Source organism: Roseimaritima multifibrata (assembly GCF_007741495.1).
Lineage (GTDB): Bacteria > Planctomycetota > Planctomycetia > Pirellulales > Pirellulaceae > Roseimaritima > Roseimaritima multifibrata.
In genome coordinates this window covers 7,150,141-7,173,212 of record NZ_CP036262.1, presented here as the reverse complement: position 1 = coordinate 7,173,212, position 23,072 = coordinate 7,150,141, and the positions used below count along the sequence as shown (strand labels likewise).

17 protein-coding genes are annotated in these 23,072 nt (G+C 54.7%); 7 read left to right on the top strand and 10 right to left on the bottom strand.

The window, feature by feature from the left end; translation table 11 throughout:
* The first annotated feature begins 148 nt into the window (after window positions 1-148).
* From FF011L_RS25870 to FF011L_RS25850, 5 genes are all read left to right on the top strand, one after another.
* Window positions 149-2,197 (top strand): HlyD family efflux transporter periplasmic adaptor subunit, encoded by a 2,049-nt coding sequence (locus FF011L_RS25870; protein ID WP_145354798.1) that lies wholly within the window; start codon window positions 149-151, stop codon window positions 2,195-2,197.
* A gap of 32 nt (window positions 2,198-2,229) precedes the next feature.
* Window positions 2,230-3,216 carry an efflux RND transporter periplasmic adaptor subunit gene (locus tag FF011L_RS25865; RefSeq protein ID WP_218932900.1) on the top strand — a complete coding sequence of 329 codons (987 nt, stop codon included), beginning with the start codon at window positions 2,230-2,232 and terminating at the stop codon, window positions 3,214-3,216.
* Window positions 3,217-3,306: 90 nt separating this feature from the next.
* Complete coding sequence (locus FF011L_RS25860) at window positions 3,307-5,541, top strand: biotin/lipoyl-binding protein (RefSeq protein ID WP_246109636.1); 2,235 nt, start codon at window positions 3,307-3,309, stop codon at window positions 5,539-5,541.
* 214 nt (window positions 5,542-5,755) lie between these two features.
* A complete protein-coding gene (locus tag FF011L_RS25855; RefSeq protein ID WP_145354796.1) occupies window positions 5,756-6,148 on the top strand; it encodes a DUF3467 domain-containing protein in 393 nt (130 codons plus the stop codon).
* 272 nt (window positions 6,149-6,420) lie between these two features.
* Window positions 6,421-8,253: a sigma 54-interacting transcriptional regulator gene (locus tag FF011L_RS25850; RefSeq protein ID WP_145354795.1), complete on the top strand. Its 1,833-nt coding sequence runs from the start codon at window positions 6,421-6,423 to the stop codon at window positions 8,251-8,253.
* A 610-nt stretch (window positions 8,254-8,863) separates the two neighbouring features.
* Here the strand turns inward: FF011L_RS25850 and FF011L_RS26645 are convergent.
* The 9 genes from FF011L_RS26645 to FF011L_RS25810 all read right to left on the bottom strand — a co-directional run bounded on the left by FF011L_RS26645 (window position 8,864) and on the right by FF011L_RS25810 (window position 19,504).
* Window positions 8,864-9,007 (bottom strand): hypothetical protein, encoded by a 144-nt coding sequence (locus FF011L_RS26645; protein ID WP_218932899.1) that lies wholly within the window; start codon window positions 9,005-9,007, stop codon window positions 8,864-8,866.
* Between the two features lie 17 nt (window positions 9,008-9,024).
* Window positions 9,025-10,053, bottom strand: coding sequence for a DUF1559 domain-containing protein (locus tag FF011L_RS25845; RefSeq protein WP_145355987.1), 1,029 nt, complete (start codon window positions 10,051-10,053; stop codon window positions 9,025-9,027).
* A 339-nt stretch (window positions 10,054-10,392) separates the two neighbouring features.
* Window positions 10,393-11,655, bottom strand: a complete 1,263-nt coding sequence (locus tag FF011L_RS25840) for an aminotransferase class I/II-fold pyridoxal phosphate-dependent enzyme (RefSeq protein ID WP_246109635.1) — start codon at window positions 11,653-11,655, stop codon at window positions 10,393-10,395.
* 71 nt (window positions 11,656-11,726) lie between these two features.
* A complete protein-coding gene (locus tag FF011L_RS25835) occupies window positions 11,727-12,374 on the bottom strand; it encodes an anthranilate synthase component II (protein ID WP_218932898.1) in 648 nt (215 codons plus the stop codon).
* The gene (locus tag FF011L_RS25830; protein ID WP_218932897.1) at window positions 12,371-13,834 is read right to left on the bottom strand and encodes an anthranilate synthase component I family protein; all 1,464 of its coding nucleotides are present in this window, start codon (window positions 13,832-13,834) and stop codon (window positions 12,371-12,373) included. Before FF011L_RS25830 ends, FF011L_RS25835 begins: the two co-directional genes overlap by 4 nt.
* A gap of 236 nt (window positions 13,835-14,070) precedes the next feature.
* Complete coding sequence (gene trpS / locus FF011L_RS25825) at window positions 14,071-15,087, bottom strand: tryptophan--tRNA ligase (RefSeq protein WP_218932896.1); 1,017 nt, start codon at window positions 15,085-15,087, stop codon at window positions 14,071-14,073.
* 47 nt (window positions 15,088-15,134) lie between these two features.
* Entirely contained in the window at window positions 15,135-16,226 is a 1,092-nt protein-coding gene (gene ychF / locus FF011L_RS25820) for a redox-regulated ATPase YchF (protein WP_145354793.1), read from the bottom strand.
* A gap of 219 nt (window positions 16,227-16,445) precedes the next feature.
* Window positions 16,446-17,924, bottom strand: a complete 1,479-nt coding sequence (locus FF011L_RS25815; RefSeq protein ID WP_145354792.1) for a sigma-54-dependent transcriptional regulator — start codon at window positions 17,922-17,924, stop codon at window positions 16,446-16,448.
* Window positions 17,925-18,115: 191 nt separating this feature from the next.
* Window positions 18,116-19,504: a sensor histidine kinase gene (locus FF011L_RS25810; protein WP_145354791.1), complete on the bottom strand. Its 1,389-nt coding sequence runs from the start codon at window positions 19,502-19,504 to the stop codon at window positions 18,116-18,118.
* A 541-nt stretch (window positions 19,505-20,045) separates the two neighbouring features.
* Here FF011L_RS25810 and FF011L_RS25805 point away from each other — a divergent pair.
* Window positions 20,046-21,053, top strand: a complete 1,008-nt coding sequence (locus FF011L_RS25805; protein WP_391560950.1) for a DUF1559 family PulG-like putative transporter — start codon at window positions 20,046-20,048, stop codon at window positions 21,051-21,053.
* On the opposite strand, the gene FF011L_RS25800 is transcribed toward FF011L_RS25805, so the two are convergent.
* Complete coding sequence (locus FF011L_RS25800) at window positions 21,040-21,744, bottom strand: HAD family hydrolase (protein WP_145354789.1); 705 nt, start codon at window positions 21,742-21,744, stop codon at window positions 21,040-21,042. The two genes, FF011L_RS25805 and FF011L_RS25800, sit on opposite strands and share 14 nt — an antisense overlap.
* Between FF011L_RS25800 and FF011L_RS25795 the strand changes: the two genes are divergently transcribed.
* Window positions 21,734-23,026 carry a TMEM143 family protein gene (locus tag FF011L_RS25795; RefSeq protein ID WP_145354788.1) on the top strand — a complete coding sequence of 431 codons (1,293 nt, stop codon included), beginning with the start codon at window positions 21,734-21,736 and terminating at the stop codon, window positions 23,024-23,026. The two genes, FF011L_RS25800 and FF011L_RS25795, sit on opposite strands and share 11 nt — an antisense overlap.
* Window positions 23,027-23,072: the final 46 nt, after the last annotated feature.

The window sequence follows — 23,072 nt, the reverse complement described above, 5'->3', positions numbered from 1 at the left end:
TCGCGAGCGATCGAGATTGGCGATATCTGGAGAACTCGCTATAGCCGCTGTAGCCACAACTTAATAGCCTTCACTCGGGTCCTCCGGCCGCACTGACGACATTTTCATCAGCGGCACTGTCCCATTCGTACTGGGAAGCAACCAAGCAATGACGGTCAATCAACAAACTATCGAAGAAACCAAGCAGCAAATCCGGGTTCTCGTCAATGAGATCTCGGCTTTGACGAAGAGTGGCGCTACGTCGGAAGAGTTCTTTCCGGAATTCCTGCAGCGCGTCATCACGGCTTTGGCAGCCGTTGGGGGGGCGGTTTGGTTGATGGATGAAGACCAACAGCCCCGTCTGAAATACCAAATCAACGTTGGCCAATCCTTGCTCGAAGAGGGGAGTGATGACTCGGTACAGCACAATCGGTTGATCAATCGCGTCATGCGAAGCGGCCAATCGCTGATCGTGCCTCCCTACAGCGGTACCGCCGATGGCGAGCAAGAAGGGAATCCGACTCGCTATCTGTTGGTTCTTGCCCCCTTGAAGCATGATGACAAAATTGATGGGCTGATCGAAGTTTTCCAACGCCCCGATACGGCGCCGGAAACCCAGAAGGGATACTTGAAATTCCTTCAGCAGATGTGTGATCTGGCGAGTGAATGGTTACGCGGACAGAAGCTCCGCGTCTTTACCGATCGACAGGTTCTCTGGCAGCAAGCTGACTCCTTTGCACGCGCGGCTCATGAATCACTGAACGCCAAAGAGACGGCGTACATCATTGCCAATGAAGGTCGCCGTCTGATTGGCTGCGACCGCGTTAGCGTGGCGATAAAAAAAGGCCGGAAGTGCAAAGTCCAGGCGATTAGTGGTCAGGACACGATCGAAAACCGTTCGAATATCGTGGCCTCATTAAACAAATTAGCGACTCGAGTGATCGCCGCTGGCGAACCCCTTTGGCATGACGGTACAACCGAGGACCTCCCTCCACAAATTGAGGAGGCATTGGAAGACTACGTCGATCAATCCTACGGACGAAACATTGCGGTCCTCCCGCTCAGGGAACCTCAGCGTGACGCTAGCCGTGAAGAGCAGGGTGCTGCCGGGGTTGTCGATCGCGACAATGCCCATCGCGGAGAAGTGATTGGCGCTTTGATTGTCGAGCAGATTGAAACCGATCTGCCACCGGACGTGTTTCGTGCCCGAGTCAACTTGGTATACGAACACGGAACGCGAGCCCTCGCCAATTCCCTGGTTCACAGCAACCTATTTTTGATGCCGGTCTGGCGAACCATCGGCAGAGCGACCTGGGTTTTGCGGGCGCGTACGCTCCCCAAAACATTGGCGGTCGCTGGATTGATTGCAGCGGTCATCCTGGGATTGATCTTCGTTCCACTGGAACTGCAGCTTGAAGCGGAGGGGACGTTGGAGCCCGACGTTCGTCAGCAGGTATTCGCCAATATTGATGGCGAGGTGATGGAAGTTTTGGTGGGTCACAATTCGGTGGTCGAAGCCAACCAGCCACTGATTCGATTAAAGAACCGTCAGCTGGAACTGCAGATGGTCGAAACCCTCGGGCAGATCAATACCTCGGTGGCAGATCTGAATCGAATTCGCGGCGTCATGAACAGCAGCAAGGATCTAAGCCGTACCGAGCGCGACCAGATGTTAGGCGAAGAATCGGAAGCGGAAATTCGTCTGGAAAGTTTGGAATCCAAGCGTCTTTTGCTGGAGGAAAAAAGCCAGGCACTCATTATTCGTTCGCCGATTGCCGGGACAGTGTTGACCTGGGATGTCGAGAAGACTTTGTATAGTCGTCCCGTTTCGACCGGGCAGGTTTTGTTGGAAGTTGCCGACCTCTTTCAGCCGATGCATATCGAACTGAACATGCCGGAAAAACGGATGAGCCATTTGGATGCCGCCTTTGCTGCAAGCACGGACGGAAGCCTTGAAGTCGAATACATCCTGGCGACCGATCCAGACACGACGCTGAATGCTGTTCTCGATCCGAAATCGGTTGAACTGCGGGCCAAGCCCGACCAAGAGGAAGGGAATACCGTCACGATGCGGGCAATCCCTGACAATGATGATTTGACCAAGATGCACCCGCGTCCCGGGGCTAAAGTGATCGCCGATGTGCAGGCAGGTAAGAAGTCGGCCGGTTACGTCGTGTTCCACGAAGTTTATGAATGGTTATGCAAATTTCTCTTCTAATTCATCCAGCCTTTTCTGTACGAAATAATAATATGCGTTACCTATTACTCGGTCTTCTGATCGGTTGCAGTCCGGTGTTCGTCTCGGCCCAGAATCGCCCGATTCAGGACCGTTCCGTTCGCTCCTTGCAGCAACCCGTCCGCGCTTCGATGTTAACCCAACAGCAGCCGCCTGCCGGGTCGATGGCGGATCAACCGCTGTCGGCACAAAACTGTTTGGTCAAATTGATCAACAGCGTCCGGATTCCCGCGCAGATCGATGGGATGCTGACCGAAATCAAAGTCGAAGAGGGGAACAATGTCGAAAAGGGGCAGACGATTGCCGTGATTGATGATCGTCAAGCGCTGCTGATGCTTGGATTAAAGCAAGCCGAAGAAATGAAAGCGACCCTGCAGGCGTCGAATGATGTCAATCTGCGGGATGCGATGGCTAGCGAAGCATCCGCGCGAGCCGAATCGAAGTCGTACGAACAGATGTTAAAAGACCGTTCGATTCCTTTTTGGGAAGCCGAAAAGAAACGTCTGGAAGCCGAACGCCAAGCCCTCCGCGTCGAACTGGCGGAACTGGAAGAAAAACAGAATAAGACGGCCGTCGTTGCGGCAAAACGAGAACGGGAAATGGCGGAATTGGAATTGTCCAAACGTCAGGTCACAGCGCCGTTTGCCGGTTACGTTGAAACTCGAATTGCTCATTTGGGTGAATGGGTGCAAGCCGGTTCGCCGTTGGTTGAATTGCTGCAGATGGACCGGCTTCGCGTGGAAGGGGACATCATGGCTTCCGATACATCGGGAATGATTGTTCCCGGAACGCCCATCCTTGTGGTCGTGAAACTGAATGGCAAACCAGTCCATCAAGTGAATACTGAAATCGGTTTTGTCAGTGCCCAAGTCAATCTTCGTGGGCAACGTCGTATTTGGGTTGATATCGAAAATGTTCGTGTCGGAAATAGTTGGTTGATCATGCCAGGAATGGAAGCATCGATTGTCTTACAAGCCAAGCCAGAATTGGCTCGTCGCTAAGGCGTCGTTACGGCATCGGGAACTAATGGTTCCGGTGCGGCGTCCATATGTTTAATCACTTTCGATTCGGAATGTTGGAATTTCTAGGCCATGACGACTCTTGCCGATAGCCTTGTCAGCAGTTCATCGCGACCTCTGACGGTGCGCAAACGGCCTGATCTGTCGCACGCACGCCAGCTATATCAAGGAACGGCTTTTTGGGTCGTGAAGGAACCTGTAGGCCTCCAGTACTTTCGTTTTCACGAAGAAGAATTCTTCATCTTGAACATGCTGGATGGCCATGTCAGCCTACAGCAGATCAAGGATGGATTTGAGCAGCAGTTTGCTCCGCAGAAAATTACCTTTGGCGACCTGCAGCAGTTCATCGGGATGCTGCACCGCAGTGGATTGGTGATCAGTAATGCTCCGGGACAAGGGAAGGCACTGGAGCAGCGGGGAAGCACCAAACGCCGCAAAGAGTTGATGGGGAAATTCACCAACGTATTTGCGCTTCGTTTCCGCGGTTTTGATCCAGAGCGAATTCTGACCAAGATTCTTCCCTGGACGGGCTGGCTGTTCACGATCCCCGCGTTGTTCTTCTTTATCTGCTTGGGCTCGGCAGCGATGCTGCTGTTGGCGATGCAGTATGAGACCGTTTATGCGCGGCTCCCGTCGTTCCAGCAGTTTTTTGCGGCGGATCGCTGGATGTATCTGGCTTTGACGATGGGAATCGTCAAAGTCCTACACGAATTTGGGCATGGGATCAGTTGCAAAAAGTTTGGGGGGGAGTGTCATGAATTAGGGTTCATGCTGCTGGTCTTTACGCCTTGCTTGTACTGCAATGTTTCCGATTCCTGGATGTTGCCGAATAAATGGAAACGGGTTTGGATTGGGGCGGGGGGGATCTATGTCGAGATGATCTTGGCCTCGTTTGCCACTTTCATTTGGTATTTCACCGAACCTGGAATGCTAAATGACCTGTGTTTGAACATGATGTTCTTAAACGTCGTCAGCACCGTGCTGGTCAACGGAAACCCGTTGTTGCGGTTCGACGGTTATTACATTTTGATGGATATCCTGGAAATTCCCAACCTTCGTCAGAAGGCCACGGAAGTTCTCAAACGCTGGTTTCAGCAAACCTGTTTGGGGTTGGAACTGCAGGACGATCCTTTCTTGCCGCAACGCAATAAATTGTTTTTCGCGATCTTTACCATCGCTTCGGTGATCTATCGTTGGGTGGTTGTCTTTTCGATTTGCTGGTTCGTCATCAAAGTTCTGGAACCGTATGGTTTGCAGATCGTGGGCCGGATGATCGCTATGGTTGGGTTCGTTGGTTTGGTCGCTCAACCTGTTATTCAAACATTTAAGTTCTGCCGGACCCCTGGGAGGTTGGCCAAAGTGAAACGTGTTCCATTAGCCATCACGCTAAGCGTGGTGGCAGCGGCAATCGGGGTGGTCTGTTATGTCCCTCTGCCGCACCACATCGATTCTGCTTTTGAAATCCAATTGTCTGAAACCGGGAACGTCTATGCCAACACCTCCGGGATCTTAATCAAGGCGGTTAAACCGGGTGATTTCGTCAAGAAAGGGGACATTCTGGCGGTCCTCGATAATCCCGATTTAGCGATCGAGCAGGCGGAACAAGTGGGCGAACTGCGGCAAGCGGAAAACCGATTTGAAAATATGGGTGCACGGTCGCGGCGCGATCCGAAGGTCGTCTCCGAAATTCGGACGCAGATCAAACTGATTTCGTCGCTTAATGAGATGTTGTCGAAGACCGAAGAAGAAATCGAAAGACTGACCATTCGTGCTCCACGTGATGGCGTCGTCTTGCCTCCACCCGATAAACCGAGCCGTGACGATGGTTCCGGGATGTTGCCTGATTGGTCAGGGTCGCCGCTTTCCGAACATAACCGCGGAGCACTGATTACCCCCGACACGTTGTTGTGTCAGTTGGGATCGCCCGATTCGATGGAAGCCGTGCTGATTATCGATCAAGGGGACATCCAATTGGTAAAGATTGGTTATCCAGTCGATATGAAATTGGACGCCAGCAAGATGACCTCCTTTAAGAGTGAAATCCTGGAACTTTCCACTCAAGATCGTGAATACGTTTCTTCGGGTATGTCCAGCCAAAGCGGAGGCGATTTGGAAACTGAAATCGATCCGCAGACCGGCCAGGTCAAACCTCGAAGTGTTTCCTATCAAGCGAGCGTGCGATTGCCACCCGACACCGTGCCGATTCGATTGGGGTACCGCGGATCTGCGAAAGTTCACACCGAGAACAAATCTTTGGGCTGGAGATTATGGCGAATTGTGACTCAGACTTTTAACTTTGAACTTTAACATTCTCTCTTCGCAGATTGCCTATTTTGTGAGGATTGCAATGGATGGGTGGGAGGGAGCCCACACGATGGAGAAAAGCAAGCGATAGGCATGCTTTTTTATTGCAGCGATGGACTACAACAGTACGATACGAACCTAATATTTCCCCTGACCGGACAAGTTGCTGGCTTTCGCTAGCGATGGCGCTGGAAGACCTTTCCTTGGAGATTTTTGAATGGCTGATTCTGACAGCAAGACCGAAGCAAAGACGCCAGAAGCTGCACCACCTGCCGCTCAGGCTCAGACCCAGCAACCTGTTCAGGTTCAAGTCAACGACGACAATGCTATGGCAACGTACGCAAACTTCTGCCGAGTAACCGGTTCACCAGAAGAGCTGATCGTTGACTTTGGCTTGAATCCACAACCCGTTGGTGTTCCCAAGGATCCCATTCAGGTAAAGCAGCGGATCATCGTTAACTTCTACACCGCGAAACGTCTTCTCGCTGCATTGCAGATGTCCGTTGCGCGTCACGAAGCCGTCTTTGGTGTGCTGGAAACGGACATCAACAAACGCGTTCGTCCTCAAGCCGGCGGCCCTGGTGCCCCAGCAGCTCAGAAGAAGAGCTAGTTCGATCTGTCACATTTCGTAGCTACCGTCCCAGACGGTGGTCCTAGGGCAAGCCAACGACTGTCCACGCTCTGGCGAGCGTAGCTGCGGGGAGATACTTATCTACCGTTCGTCTAGGGCGATTGTCCGGTTCAGATAGACGATTTTGAAACCTCATCGGTGCCTTATTTGGCGACCTGGTGAGGTTTTTTTATGGAGCGTTCAAAGTGAGCAGGAATCGGGGGGATCGACTATGATGCTGGTTCTAGGAACGCGTTTTTTCTTGAGTCATCATGGTCACCTTTTTGAAAGTCCGTAGCGGCCCAGAGACGGGACGACAATTCCCGCTGGATCGTGCGCGCCCCATCCATATCGGCCGCGGCAACAATTGCCAGATCGTGCTGTCGGATCCGATCGCGTCTCGATTCCATGCCGTCGTTTATTTCGAAGACGATCGCTGGCAGGTTCGTGATACTCAAAGCCGCAATGGGATGTTGGTCAACGGTCAAAAGACCGATCATGCGATGCTGATGGACCAGTCGGTACTGCAGGTTGGCGGAACCGAGTTGCAGCTTATCGATCCTGTCTCGGATTCGGTGGAGGAATTGCCTCTCTCCCAGACCGTGCAGCTCGATCGTCCGATGGCCGATTTGATTCCCGAAGGTTTTCCCGCCGTCCAGTTCGGCGCGGAATTGGAACAGACCAATACCGGACATCTGCTGGACCTTTATCAGCTGAGCCTGCGCCTGTTGCTGTGCAACGATCCCGGTGAAATCACCAGCCTAGCGATTGAACTGTTGGCGGACCGAACTCAAGCGGACGTGGTTGGGTTTTTATGGGACTCCGGGGACGGCAAACTGACCCCCGAACGCATTTTTCCGCCCGATTCAAAACGGCATGTGCGGTTAAGTAAAAAATTGACTCAGCGAGTCCTCCGCGGTGGAGAGGCGATTTGGATTCACGAACGTCCCGAAGCGATGGAAGGGGCAACGTCGGGAGAAAACTGGTCGGACGCGATCTGTGTTCCCATGATGTCCGAGTCGCTTTCGATGGGTGTGCTGCATCTGTATCGTGAACAGCGGCACTTTTGTGAAGAAGATTTTGAGTTGGCGATCGCATCGGGGCGCTTGATCGCCGCGGCGCTTGCCAATGCCAGAAAAACACATTCGCTGCAGGCCGACCATCAGCGTCTGGCCGATCGCAACGCCCATAGCGATGAATTGATCGGCGAGAGTCGGCCGATGGTGAAGCTGAAGGAAAAGATCCGCCGGATTGGCCGTGCCCACGGTTCGGTTCTGGTACGCGGCGAAAGCGGGTCAGGAAAAGAACTGGTCGCGCGAGCCTTGCACCGCGCCAGCCCTCGTGCCGAACGACCAATGCTAAGCGTCAATTGTGCCGCCATCCCTCGCGATCTGATGGAAAGCCAATTGTTTGGCCATCGAAAGGGAGCATTTACCGGTGCCGATACAGAGCATATTGGATGGTTTCAGCAGGCCCATACGGGGACTTTATTCCTTGATGAAATTGGCGAACTAACGCTCGATGGTCAAGCCAAATTACTGCGAATCCTCGAAGGCCATCCGTTTCTTCCGGTAGGGGCTGTCAAGGAAGTTCTGGCCGATGTGCGAGTGATCGCGGCGACCAACCGGGATCTGGCTGAATTTGTACGGGCCAAACAGTTTCGCGAAGATCTTTATTACCGCTTGTCTGTTTTTGAATTGATTGTCCCGCCACTGCGTGATCGAGGAGATGATATCGGTTCGTTGATCGATCATTTCTTGGACCATTTCTGTCGTCAGCACGGGCGACCGACGCTGCAGTTGTCCGACGACGCACGAGCACACCTCCTACGCTACGCATGGCCAGGGAATGTGCGACAACTGCGAAATGTGATTGACAGCGCAGTGGTACTGGCAGAGGACCCTGCAATCGAGCTGGAAGATTTGGGCCTGCGGGATACCGGGGTCAGCACAATGGATACGCTGCGGCTGGATCTGTGGGAAAAAAGGTTGATCCGCAAGGCGTTGAAACGGACCGACGGCAACGTCCCCGAAGCCGCCAAATTGCTCGGCATCAGCCGAGCGACCGCCTATCGCAAGATCAGCGATTACGAGATCGATCGATAGTCGGCAAGGAAAAGCCGTCACTCACTTTCTTAGCGGAACGGCGCAAGCCGTCCGGCCCTTTGCGGTTTTGGAATAGTTGACGTGGCCGGAAGGCTCGCGTCCCGCCGCTAGGAAAAGTTGTCACTCACATTCTTAGCGGAACGGCGCAAGCCGTCCGGCCCTTTGCGGTTCTGGAATAGTTGACGTGGCCGGAAGACTTGCGCTCTGCCGCTAGGAAAAGCCGTCACTCACTTTCTTAGCGGAACGGCGCAAGCCGTCCGGCCCTTCGCGGTTTTGGAATAGTTGACGTGGCCGGAAGGCTCGCGTCCCGCCGCTAGGAAAAGTTGTCACTCACATTCTTAGCGGAACGGCGCAAGCCGTCCGGCCTTTTGCGGTTTTGGAATAGTTGACGTGGCCGGAAGACTCGCGCTCTGCCGCTAGGAAAAGTTGTCACTCACATTCTTAGCGGAACGGCGCAAGCCGTCCGGCCCTTTGCGGTTTTGGAATAGTTGACGTGGCCGGAAGGCTCGCGTCCTGCCGCTAGGAAAAGTTGTACCGGCCGGCCTACGCAAACGAAAAAACGGCCGCTGGCAATCATGCCAGCGACCGTTTCTCTCTTGAATCCGTGACTCTAGTTTAGTTTGACAGCGCTAGGGTCATTAAAGGCTTCTTCGTCAAAGTCGGGGTTGGCGCGTGGATCGGGGCGTCCGTCCCCACAGCCAGGTGCGACTAGGTAAGAGAAAAAAGCCAAGGTGAGAAGCATGAAGAAACGCATTCAGAAAGGACTCCGGTTTAGTTACGAGGATCGTTGTAAGTGTGGCCATCTTTGATGCTGGTCATTTTCAACCAAGTACCGTAATCGATGGTTTCGGATAGGAAGCCGACGCTTCCGTCGCCGTAGGCAGCCTGTAGTCCGGAAGGATGGTAGCTGGAAGGACCTGGCCAGTCAGCGTTGGGACCCCAAGCCGAGATGAAGGTTGGTGGATAGACGTGGTTTTTCCACCAGCCATTGCTAGCCTTTGGAGTGCCATCGGGATTGACGACTCGCTGGCCGCCTCCTTCGTTTCCAGCCCAGCCATTAACACCGGCAGCGACAAATGCACCGCGGAAGACAGGGGTTCCTGTACGACGGGCTCCGGTGCCCACGGTTCGGATCGGTCCGCCGCCAAAGCCCATCGAGTCGGTTTCGGCAACTACAAGCGTGTTGGACAATCCGTCAGTGACGTCCGACATCCGCCGTGTTCGGTTGGATGTGAACAGGCCCATGATGTCTGCGTTTTTGGTGATTGGATCGCCAAAGGTGTTCCATGGTGCGCTGTTTCCAGCAGTGCCTGTTTCCCACCAGTGATAACCTTCGCAGCCAGCGTAGTTGGTCACCGCGATATTGTGGGTCTCCGATAGTTCCCAGCGACCACCGTCGGATGGGCAACGCAAAAACGCAACTTGCGCTTCAACGATCGGCTGTCCCCAGACGGGAAGGAGGCGATTGGTGCTATCGTAAAGCGGTTGTTGCTCCACGAATGGCAGAATCATTTCGTTCCAGGTGTGATGGTATGGCAGGGTGTAGGGAGGATCTCCCGGACCCCAGATCGCACTGGGTGGAAAGGTGCCGAAGGTGTCGTGATAGTTATGAAGTGCTAGCCCCAACTGTTTCAGGTTGTTGCCGCAGGACATTCTACGAGCTGCTTCGCGGGCCGCTTGGACAGCGGGAAGCAGAAGCCCTACCAGGACTCCAATGATAGCGATGACAACCAGCAATTCGACGAGCGTAAAACCGCGCTTTTTCGAATTCGGCTGCGAAAAGGGTACGGACCGATACATATGAAACACCTCGGAATGGAAAAGAAGGAAGGGTGTACTTGGCTCGATAAATCATCTTTAATGACAGAATAGGCAACACAAGCCACTTTTAAGCTAAGAAGTCTGATCGGCTGCGTCAAGAAAATGTGCCAGACTTTGCCTTAGTTTTGAGAAAATAGTTAATCTGCAGGGGGTTCGCCGGTGACCGTTGTGGGGGATGTGCGGTTTGGGCGGTTTTCTAGCACTGAGCGACCGTCAATCGCTTTCGCAGATTTCGCGGAGACCGGTTTAAAGGAGCGCACGCCCCGGGAGCTGAGAAGTTACCCCCCCTCCACACCGGAATCATTGCTAGCAAGGACGTTAGCCGAGCAGGCTTTGGAGTTCGTCCGCTAGAGCGTCGATTTGGGAATCGGTATGGGCCGCCGATAGGCTGATTCTTAGCCGACTTGTCCCCTCGGGGACCGTGGGGGGGCGAATGGCGGGGACGTAGAAACCGCGATCCCATAGTTGGTTGGCGATTGCGATGGTCTTTTCGGCCGAACCGATCCGAATCGGATGGATCGGGATTCGACTTTCCAACGCCGTGAAAAGGGTCGAAAGCAGGTTTGCCGCTTGCAGTTTGCTTCTTAACCGCCTGCTGACCTCCGCAAGGCGATAACGTCGCGCTGCATTGGTTTGGATCTCATGAAGATGCTGGGCGGCGATTTGAATGGTTAGCGGCGATGGCGACGTGCTGTAGATCAACGGTCGCGACGTGTTCAGCAAGTAATCGATCACGACCTGAGGCCCTGCGACGAATCCGCCTTGAACTCCAAACGCTTTGCTGAGGGTGCCGATGCGGATGTCGACCATTTCCTTGACGCCCAATGCCTTGCAGGCTCCGCTCCCGTCGTTCCCTAAGACTCCCGTTGCGTGGGCTTCGTCGACGATCATGGTGGCATCAAAACGAATCGCAAGATCGACAAGGTCGGAAAGGGGGGCGATGTCGCCATCCATACTGAAGACGCTGTCGGTGATGATCCAAACGTTTTGGAAACGCTTGCGGTGGTGCTGAAGCAAAGCGGCGACGGCAGCGACATCGCAGTGCGGGTAAACGAACCGCTCGGCTTTTGATAATCGGCAGCCATCGATCAGACTGGCGTGATTGAAAGCATCGCTCAGGATTAAATCGCCTCGTCTGGCCAAAGCCGAAACGACACCGCTGCAGGCTGCATATCCGGAACTGTAGAGGGCGACCGCTTCGGTTTGTTCCCAGGCAGCAAGTTCGGCAGCGAAGCGAGCATGTTGTTCGGTGTAACCACAAACAAGCTGACTGGATCCGCTTCCTTTGCGGAGTGTTGTCCGGATGCTGCTGTCGACCGAATGGTCTTCGCCGGAACTCGCTTCGTCCGGCATGTCCGCGTCTGTGGAAGCAGACGTGGCGACACTGTCCGAGTAGTTTTCGGCTGCTAGGCCGAGGTAGTCATTCGAGCCAAAGTTGATTCGCGGTTTGCCATCTTCGCCAATGACCGTCATGCCGTCAGCTTGCACGGGGCGCAGTTGCCGTTTCAGTTGCACATCATCCCACTGCTGCAACCGCTTATCCATCCATGCGAATTTCGGAGGACCGATGCGATTGCTCATGTCTTTTCTGGCTTACCCCGGTGTTGGGATGGGCGTTCGCTTGGGACGTGTGAGGGAACGTTTACGGAGGTTCAGCCTTGCTTGGCTGCCAGTCGTTGTTGGGCGATTGCAACAAAATGTTTGGCGATATCCGTTCCACATTCGGTTCCGAAGGATTCGGGATGGAATTGGACTCCGTAGATCGGCAGGGTTGCATGCCGGAACGCCATGATTTCCGGGCCATTTTGTTCCAGGCACAATTCGCCGGGCGTTGTTTCGCCTGTTACGATCAACGATTCGGGGAACGGTTGATCGCGGTCGATCATGATTGAATGGTACCGCATGACCGGGGTGTCGTCTGGGATTTCTGCCAGCAGGTCGTCTGGCTGAGTGATTCGCAGACCGGTTGTTTTCCCGTGCATCGGGTAGGGGGCGCGTTTCAGTTTGGCTCCGAATGCCAACGCGATTCCTTGGAAGCCCAGGCAGACGCCGAGGATCGGGATTCCCGATGGTCCAAACCGTTTGATCGTTTGTTCGCAATTGCCAAAGTAAGCTTTGTCGTCGGGCGATCCGGGGCCGGGGCTGATGACGATGGCGTCGTATTTCCCGGCGCTAATATCTTCCAGGAACGGTTCGTTGTTGCGACGGACGGTGACTTCCACATCGGGAAGTTCTCCGAACAGGTGCAACAGGTTGAACGTAAACGAATCAAAGTTGTCGATCAGTAGCAGACGAATCATTGGCTTAACTCCTGCAAAGTTTGTTGCATTGCAGCTAGTTTGCGAGTCAGTTCGCGGTACTCGTTTTCAGCGTTTGAATCGAGCACCACTCCGCTGCATGTTTGTGTGAAGCATTCGTCCCCTTTGCAGAATAGGCTGCGAATGGGGAGGCAGAAAGTGCTGTCGCCATTAAAGCTAAACCGCCCCACGGCACCACCGTACGGACCGCGGGGGGTGTTCTCGTTGCGATCGATGATTTTCATCGTTTCAATTTTGGGAGCTCCCGAAACAACGCCTCCGGGAAGAATCGCCGCCAGCAGGTCGTACGCCGTTTGGTCGGCTGACAATTCCCCCACCACGTCGCTGACGATGTGTTGGACGTGGCTGAAGCGGATCAAGTACATCAGGCTGGCGATCCGGACGGTACCGATTCGGCAGACGCGTGAGAGGTCATTGCGATGCAGGTCGACCAACATGTTGTGTTCGGCGATCTCTTTGGCATCGGTCAACAAGGCTCTTGCCAGTCGACGATCTTCGTCAGGGTCTTCGCTCCGTCCGGTCGTTCCTGCAGTCGGCGTGGTCAGGACGGCCGGCCCGGTATTGGCGATCAGGATTTCAGGGCTGGCCCCCATCAGTTCCACATCGTCAAAAACGACATAAAACATGTAAGGGCTGGGATTGATCTGCCGCAGTCGGTCATAGACCGCGATCTTGTCCCCTTGGATCTTATACAACGTCTTGAAGCCGACTTCGGCTTGGAACGTGTTGCCTGCTTTGACTTCGTCCAGCGTGTTGTTGATCGCTGTCGTATGTTCTTCGCGTGTTTCGCTATTCCCAAGAACCTTGACTGAATCCAAACGGGTTGGGATCGAGATATCGTCCAGTCCGTCCAGTAGCGGACGGACTTGGTCCATCCGATCTTCGTGGTAGGTGTAATAGTGGCAGATCCCGGTTTCGTTATCGAGGATCAATCCATCGGTATACAGTCCCAGGTGGAATGTCGGGTAATCGGCGTGCTCTTCCAGTTTGATCGCCGGTTCAAAGTAGTTGACCGATTCGTAGCAGAAGTAACCGATTAAACCACCTTGGTGCGTTCGCCCCAGACGTTCAAGCGGAATCTGACGTTTGAGGTATTCATAGGGATTCTCGCTTTGCCCTTCCAGGTCGACGATGACTTCGCAGGAGCCCTTTTCGATCGGGGTTCCTTGCTGGCCGGTTATCCGCTGGATCGATTCGGCGTCGCCCCGGATGGTCAATTGGTTCCCGCGGGCGATGAACTGGACCAGCGGGTCAAAGCCGGTTGTGAAGTACCGGTCTTGGTGCCTGGGCAGTTCTAGCGATTCAAAGAAATAGCTGCAGCTGAAATTGGATTTCAGCGCATAGAACAGCTTGTAGAAATCGATGTCGACGCCGACTTCGCACTCGCTTGGCTTACGTTTCAACCAAGAGAAATCCAGTTGGGTTTCGGCGGGTAAGTTCACGGTTGTCGTAACTTTCGGTCGTCTGGAGTTTGACATTTGGGGATCTAGCAGCCTTCACGCCCCTCCTTAAAAGGGAGGATGAAGCGGGGGGGCGTGACCCACTGCGGGAAATCATTCGCCATGTGTTTGTTTTACGTCGCTCTGCGAAAGAACGTTCTCTTGAAGCTACTTTCGCGGAGCGAAAGGCTACATTCCTTTTCCGCTCCCATTAAAACGACAGTCCGCTACGCTTTGGGTTAAAGTGCGGGGAATCCTGCCAGTTTGCGAACACCTTTGACGGTTTCGGCTGCGATTTGTCGAGCCTTCTCCGACATCGCCCGGACTTGCGCATCGACATGATCTGAATCGGCAAGCAGTTCATCGCGACGTTGGCGGAATTGATCGGTCAATTCGACCAGGGTGTCGGCGACGGCCCCTTTCAGTTCCGAATACTTTAGTTGGTCCGCTTTGTAATCCGATTCTAATTGGTCGGCGACTTCCTGGGCTTCGCACGCCCAAAGGATTTCAAATAGGTTTTGGACTCCGGGGCTCATGTAGACCGCCGGGTCTTTTTCACCGGTGTCGGTGACCGCGGATTTGACTTTCTTGCGGATACTCTTTTCTTCCTCGAACAGCCCGATGTAATGTTTCAGGCCGGCACTTTTGCTCATTTTTGAGGTCGGCTGCGCCAGCGACATGATCCGGGGGGTTTTGGTGTACAGGGCCTTCGGTTCTGGAAAGAAGTCGGTGTCAAAGCGTTGATTAAAGCGTCGTGCAATGCTGCGCGAGAGCTCGAGATGTTGTTCTTGGTCTTTGCCGACCGGGACGCTGGTGGGACGATAGGCAAGGATGTCCGCCGCTTGCAGGATGGGGTAAGTAAACAAGCCCGCCGAAACATATTCATCCGCTGATTCGCTTTGAAGTTTATTTGATTTGTCTTTGAACTGGGTCATCCGAGACAGTTCGCCGTAGGAGCACTGCGAGCTGAGGATCCAGCAGAGTTCGCAGTGTTCCGGGACAAGTGACTGGATGAAGAGGGTTGATTTCTCGGGGTCGATGCCACAAGCCAACAGATCGATCACCATATTCCGAGTATTGGTGCGAAGGTCGGCTGGGTTGTAAGGCATCGTGATCGCGTGCATGTCGGCGATGCCGAAGACGCAGGAGTGGGTATCTTGCAGTTTGACCCAATTGGCGACCGCGCCAAAGTAATTGCCGATGTGAAGATCGGCCGTCGGTTGGATCAAAGACAGCACGTCTGGCAGAGCAGTCACAGGAGTTCCTCAAAATCAAATGTTAAAAAGGGGTTCGGCCTTTTTCTCTAGACGCTAAACCGGAAATGGCAGATGTCGCCGTCTTTCATGATGTAGGTCTTTCCCTCGACGCGTAATTTGCCCGCCTCGCGGATCTCCTTTTCGCCCTTGTAGGTTTCCAGGTCTTCCAACGTATAGACTTCGGCTCGGATGAATCCGCGTTGCATGTCGGAGTGGATCACACCGGCCGCTTCGGGAGCGGTCGCGTTGAGCGGCGTGGTCCAAGCCCGGACCTCTTGGACGCCCGCGGTAAAGTAGCTTTGCAGGCCAAGCGTTGCATAAGCGGCCCGGGCGACCTGATGGAGTGCCGGTTCGGGTAGTCCGACCGAATCGAGCATTTCCTGGCGATCGGTTTCGTCCAGTTCTGCGATTTCGGCTTCCAGTTTCGCACAGACGGGGACGACGTTAGTGCCTCGTTCCGCTGCATACTGGCGGACTTTTTCCACCAATTCGCCTTTACCTTCGAGGTCGTCTTCATCGACATTGGCGATGTAGAGGATCGGTTTGGCGGTCATCAACCCAAAGCTATTGATCGCTTTGCGTTCTTTCTCGTCCATTTCCAAGGTCCGCAGCGGGAGGTCTTTGGAAAGTTGTTCCAGACAGGCTCCGATTCCTGCGACGCGTAAAATCGCTTCTTTATCGCCACCGCGGGCGGCCCGTTCCGCTTTGGGAAGGGCGGTTTGGAGCATGTCGATGTCCGCCAACATCAGTTCGGTTTCGATCGTTTCCATATCGGAGATCGGATCGATGTGCCCATCCACGTGGATCACGTCGGGGTCTTCGAAGCAGCGGACCACTTGGATGATCGCATCGACTTCGCGGATGTGGCTGAGGAATTTATTACCCAGGCCTTGCCCTTCGCTGGCTCCTTTAACGATCCCCGCGATGTCGACCAATTTTAGGATCGCAGGAACGACTTTTTTGGGCTGGACGTACTTCGTGATCCGCTGCAACCGTTCATCGGGAACGCTTACGATCCCTTCGTTGGGTTCGATGGTGCAGAACGGATAATTTGCACTTTGTGCCGACTGACTGGAGGTCAGGGCATTAAAGAGAGTGCTCTTGCCAACATTGGGCAAGCCGACAATTCCGGCTTCCATAGCGCCGCTAGCCTACAAATTCAAAAGGTTCAAAACAGGTAATTCTCGTCCAGGACACGTTTGTCTAGGATCTTGGGGCTCCCTGGAGGGGAACCTTCGCAAGATCGCTCAGGACGGTGATCTCTACGGAAGATAGTAACCGATGGGTAAGAAACGGGGCAGAGGGAGAGAATGGGGCTGGCGACCGTCGCAGAGGGAGGAAATTTGGCGCTGCGGACTCTATTTCTTCGGCAGCCGCTCTTTTTCGCTCCCCTCGCTGATTCCGTACGTCCGCAGCCGGTCTCGGAGGGTGCCACGGTGGATTCCCAGCAATTCGGCCGCTTTGACTCGGTTTCCTGATGTCTGTTCAAGAGCCATTTCCAGCAGGATGGGTTCGGTGACTCGCAAAAAACTTTCGTGAAGATCGCTTGCGGATTCGGGATTGGAGTCGATTTGTTGCTTCATCCACCGGGCAACGTCGGCTTGCAAGCGAGAAACGACGTCGGTGGAGCTGGCCGATTCCGACTTTCCGGGGGTGGGTTGGGGAAAGTCGCTGATGACCAAGGGCCGGCCGCGGGCGACAACGGAGGCATGTTGGAGGGCATTTTTCAGTTCTCGGACATTTCCGTGCCAGGGACGTGCCGCCAGGGCGGAGAGTAATTCGGGCTGGATCGCGTCGGCTGCCGCGGGGTAGTTCCATTGTTTTAAGAACGATTCGCACAGCGGCCCAATGTCTTCCGGGCGGTTTCGCAGCGGGGTGAGGTGCAACTGGGCGCCGGCCAGTCGGTAGAACAGGTCTTCACGGAAGGTGCCGTTGCGGACCGCCGCGCTCAAGTCGCAGTGGGTGGCGGCCAGGATGCGGACATCGGCTTGCTTGGGTTCGACGTCGCCGACCCGGCAGTATTCGCCTTGTTCGAGGACCCTGAGTAATTTGACCTGAGTCCCCAGCGGAAGGTCGCCGATTTCGTCAAGCAAAACCGTCCCGCCAGCGGCTCGTTCAAATAGACCGGCTCGGTCCGCGGCGGCTCCGGTAAACGCCCCTTTGACGTGGCCAAACAGTTCGCTTTCGATCAGGTCGGGGTTCATCGCGACCGGAGCGACCGGCAGGTAAGTGCTGTCGCGGCGGCGGCTGTGTTGGTGGATGGCCGCGGCGACCAATTCTTTGCCGGTCCCCGTTTCCCCGGTGATCAGTACCGATAAATCACTGTCGGCGACCAAAGCGATTTGCCGAAAGACCTGCTGCATCGCCGGGGACGTACCGACCAACTGATTGACGGCCGCTGGCGCATCGGATTTAGAGGAAGGGGCGGCCTCCGGTTCTTGGTTGGCACGCTGATGGGCACGGGCGGCCATCAGAGCTTTTCGGCAGGTCTGGGTGACGTTTTCTAGGCTGAACGGTTTGATTAGGTAATCGCTCGCTCCGTTCTGCATCGCCGCAACGGCCGTTTTCAAATCACCAAACGCGGTCATCACAACAATCGGGGCTCCGGAGGTGACTCGCACAAATTCGGGGAGCGCCGCAATCCCATCCTGTTTTGGTAAGCGAACATCCAGGATCACCAGATCGATCGGTTGCTCGGCCGCGATCTCTAAGCCTCTTTCGGCGGAACCAGCTGTCTGGACGTGATGCCCTTCTTCGCTGAGCAGGCGTTCGAGTGCCCAGCAGATCGAGGATTCATCGTCGACAACTAAAACGTTTGCTGGGTCGCTTTCAGTCATTCGGGTTGGCTTTAAGGGGAGTGTGAAGGAGGGGCGTCATTACAGTCTATTCCAGCCGGAGTTTTTAGTGTCTGCCACCCTCCGGGCTAAAAGCACTGCACTCAGATTCCGATGGGCAGGGTTGAAACCGTCAGCTGTAAATTTCACGTCCCGAGCGAAAGGGGACGCTCTCCTGGCCTGTCAACATAAATTCACCGCTTGTCTGCAAACGGGCAGGTAAACGTGAATTCGGTCCATTCGCCATCGCGCCGCCAGGAAACTTCGCCTCCCAGGTGATCGGCGGCTCTTTGAACCAGCGGAAGCCCCAGGCCTAGGCCTTCCGGTTTGGAGGTGGCAAACAAGTCAAACAGCTGGCTTTCCATCTCGGCTGGAATCCCCGGCCCGCGGTCTCGGATGGTTACCTGAAACTTTTCGTCCTGGATGGGCTGGGCCGTGATGTTGACTTGGGGAGCGACCTGGATTGCATTCAGGATCAAATTGGTGATCGCGGCGGTGAAGGTCGGTCCATCGGCGATGATTTTTGATTCAAGCGTCGCCGCCCAGTCCCAGTTCACTTCGACCTGATGATGCTGGGCCATCAATCCCATCTTGGACTGGATGTCTTGGAAGCAGGCAGAAAGTTCTTGAGGCTGGTTGGTTTGTTGGTCGCTGGAACCGACGGTAAGCAATCGCTGGACGTATTGTTCGACTTGTTCGATCTGTTGGATGGCGACTTCTAGTTCTTCCTTTTTATCGCTGGTTGTATGACGCAGGTGTAATTCGATTGCGATTCGAGCTCCGGTTAGCGAATTGCGCAGTTGATGGGCCATCCCGCCGGCGATCTGGTGCAGCAGTTGAGTGCTTTGCTGTTGCTGAACCGTTGCCCACAACTGTTTCAGCTGTTCCGCCATGGTATCGAACGAATCCCCCAGTTGCCCAAGTTCATCCTTGCGGCGGTCGCCAATCCGCGTGTCAAATTTTCCGCCAGCAACCAGTTGCGCGGCCTGCTGGATCGCTTGAATTCTTTTGACTAAACGGTTCGTCAAAAACAGCATCATGGTTCCCAGCAGCAGGACCGTTGACAGGCCGGTAACCAAGGGGAGCGAGGCGGCCTGCCAGCGGGCTTTGCGTAGTTGGGCATTGTTGAAGAAAACGGCAACCGTTTCCTGTGATCCTCCGACACTTGTCGAGGCTCGGCGTGGTGAAACAAAGACGGTGTACTTTGTTTGCTGGGTTGCGTATTCAAACGGGGCTGCATCCGGTCGAGTATCGGCGGTGTCAAAGACCAGGGCCCGCAGTTGCTTGGTTTCGGGACGAGCAATGGCAAGAGTCGCCGCAAGCATTCGGCCCTGTTCGTCGTAGGTCACCAGTTCGGTATCGGTAAGGTCTGCCAGCCATCTCAGGACCGGGGCGCTGAGCGGAAACGAACTGGTTTGCAGCGTCTTGCGGATTCCCTCATAACGCTGCTGGGTCTCCATTTCGGCTCGCCTAGAACCAAGCCACGCCGATCCGGTAGCCACCGCCAACGCAGCGATGGCAGTGAGTAGAAACAGGGGGACCAGAATGCGTGAGCGGATCGAACGAAGCGGCGATTGAGTCAAGTTGAGCTCGGGAAAGAGGGAAGGAGGCGTTGGCGGAAAATTCGACGTCGGTGACGCAAATTCCGCCGCTGAGTGATCGGGGGGCCGAACGTGGTAACTGAAATTTAGCAGCCTTTTCTCTCCCACGGGACGTCACGATCGATAAGGAAAGAAAGTGTCGCTCCCCTCTTCCTGGAAACAATTTTTCCATCAAATGAAGGAGGATGCTGGACCGACTGGTTGTCAGCTAACGCAGTGGACTGCGATTCAATGGCAATGCGATGCAAAATGTCCTCTCCTCGCTTAGGATCGACGTACCTTTGAACAAGGAAGGGGGGGGAAGGGATTGCGTCATTCGATTGCAAATTGTTTGGTTTGTCGCACGTCCCCGAAAGAGGGTGAAGGACTGCCGAATCGTTGCTTTGGCATAGGTTTTGCTTTTCAAACGCTTTACGTGTGCCGTTGCTCGATTGCCAGGCAAGGAGCACTTGGGTTTTTGAGGGTTCGATATCCTCCTGTTCTCTCCAGCGTTTACCTCGAGGTTGTATTGTCCACATTCATGATTTCCAATCGACGTCGGGCTTTTACTTTGGTGGAACTGTTGGTCGTGATCGCGATCATCGGAGTATTGGTTGGGCTGTTGCTGCCCGCCGTGCAAGCCGCTCGCGAAGCCGCTCGCCGAATGCAATGTTCCAACAACATTCGTCAGCTTGGTTTGGCTTGCCATAATTACGAATCGACATTCCGCAGGTTGCCACCGTCGGTCGTGATCGATTTATATCCTGGGACGACCGCCAACAATCAGGCTTGGGGCGTTCACGGCCGGATCCTCCCGTTTATCGAGCAGGGGAATTTGAGTGACCTGGTCGATCTGTCGCTGGGGTGGGATTTTCAGCCCTCGATCAGTGGGGTAAAGGTTCCGACCTTTGCTTGCCCAAGCGATCCGAAATCGGATGTGGTCCGAGACCCTGGAAGTGGTCGTCCGTTGCTGTATCCCACCACCTATGGCTTTAACTATGGACGCTGGTTTGTATTCAGCCCGCAAACAAAACAGGGCGGAGACGGATTGTTCTATCCGAATTCTTACCTTGGGTTTCAAGCCTGCACCGATGGAACCAGTCATACGATGTTGGTCGGGGAAGTCAAAGCATGGACTCCTTATCAACGTAATGGCGGGCCGGCCACGCTGACGATGCCAAACAATCAAGCCGAAGCGGAGGCGATGGTTGCTAGTGGCGGGCAATTCAAGAATACAGGGCACACGGAATGGCCCGACGGTCGAGTCCATCACACGGGGGTCACGGTTACTTTGCCTCCGAATAGTGAATGCCATTTCAACGACGGAACCACCCTTTATCCCGAAACCGATTACAACTCGTGGCAGGAAGGCAAGGATGGCACGTCGGGCAGTCCCAGCTACGCGATCATTACCTCGCGGAGCTTCCATCCCAGTTCCGTGAACATCGGCATGCTGGATGGTTCGGTCCGGACGATCGCTGAAACCATCGACCTGCAGACTTGGCGGGCCGTGGGAACGCGTTCAGGTGGTGAAGTGGTCAACCTGCCTTAGTCGTCAGCAGTCCCAGCAGCCGAGCGTCATCCAGGCCATCAGCGACCAAGTGAGCTCCGGGATAGGCGTGTCCTTCGCAGTGGACGCCGGGGATGGCGACCGCGACCGACCCAGCGGCGACGGCCGCCGCACAACCGTTTTCGCTATCTTCTAACACCAGCATGTTTGCTGGATCGATACCCAGGGTATTAGCCGCCAGAAGGTACATTTCAGGATCTGGTTTTCCTTTGCGGACATCTTCGCCGGTCAATAAAAACTGGATTCGATCGCGGAGCCCGTTTTGGCGAAGGATTTGGTCGGCAAATCGATGCAGGCTGCTGGTAGCGACTCCAAATGGCAGCCCCGAGGCTTCCAGTGCGTCGAACCAGGGCAGCAGCCCGCGCATCGGTGTGACGCCTTGGGTCAGCATTTCGGCATAGAGATCGTTGCTTTCTTCCAAAAGCGTTTCTGGCAAATCGGTCAACTGAAGGGCATCGATCAGAACCTGCATCGCTTGGACGCCGGGCCGTCCCATCATCCGGCGTTGAAGTTGGTCGGTAAAACGATGGCCTCGGCGGTCGAGTAGTTGGCTGCCCACCTGCCAGTACAATGGTTCGGTGTCGAACAGCAAGCCGTCCAAATCAAGTGCAACGCCTTGGAGGGTACGGGCTGGCCGCTGACCGTTTCCTGGAGTATCCACGTTGTCGTCCATTCAAACCCTCCGCAAAGTAATTTTGCAAAATACCACCGGAGCTTTTCTCGCGGCGGACCCGGCCCATTGGGCGCTAGAACCCTACATTCCGCTGTTGCCGGATGATTTGCAAGCCCGCTTGATGGACCGCGACGAATTGTCAGCGGATCAACAAGTCGCTTTTCGGAAATTCAATCAAGCTTTGACGGCCGTCCTTCATCACCGGGCACATCGTACGCATGACCACCTAAACCGGTTGTACGTCGATCTGGATCCCGACAATGAAACGGGATCAGCCCTTGGCAGTGAAGAGGAGGTGGATGCGGCGGCAAGCATGGCGACCAAGGCGATTCGCGACGCTCTTTTGGCTGCAAACTATACCCAGTTGACGCAGGAAGAAATCGAAGCGTCCGTCGGAGTGGCGAGTCACTGGGGAGTTCCGCTGCATGTTGACTTCGCTGTCTTTAAGCAGTTGGCGGTCTATGCGAGAGGGGACGTGATCGGGGCCAAAAACCTCAGTCGCTGGTACCGTCCTTGGCGCCAGGAACTGGTCGATGTCGCGATCTATCAAAGAGCGGTCGTGGTGTTTCAGTTAGAGGATCATTGCCAGATCGAAGAGGGTGTTGATTCGAGTGGGCTGCATTTGCGGATGTTTAAGAACATTCCCAAACTGGACGTGGATATGTTGCTGCCCGGGACAGAGGTCCGGATCACTTGGTTTGATCGGACGCGGATCGTGGTTCCCAGTTTGGGAGGAATCGGGATGACGATCTGGAAAATCGTGCGGACCGCTCTGTTGGTCGCCGCCCTTAGTGTGTACAGCGCCGTGATCCTGATCGGTTTGACTTTAGCGGCCATCGGCTACATCGTCCGCAGTGTGATGAACTACTTTCAGACGCGGAATCGATACATCCTCAGCCTAACAAGAAGTTTGTATCACCAAAAATTAGGAACCAATGCAGGCGTCCTGTATCGATTGCTTGAAGAGGCGCATCAGCAACGGCACTGCGAGGTAATGGTTGCCTATTACGCGATGTTGACTGTGGCCGATACCGATGTCGACACCGGTACGCTAAGCCGACGCCGCTTAAAACGACGAGTTGAACGGATTATCCGCGAGGTCTTAAGTCTGGAAATCGATTTTGATGTCGAAGAAACATTGCAGTTAATGACCGAGCTGGATATTTGTCAGCAACTTCCCGAGAGCCGTTATCGCTGGGAATCGGCTCAGCAAGCGAACGAAAACCTGCATGCTTGGTGGGATGCCCAATCGCTTGCCGCCGTGCATGTCGGGTCGCTTTAGGTGGGGACAGGATTCGCATGTCACGTGGAAACGGAAGTTGGCGTGA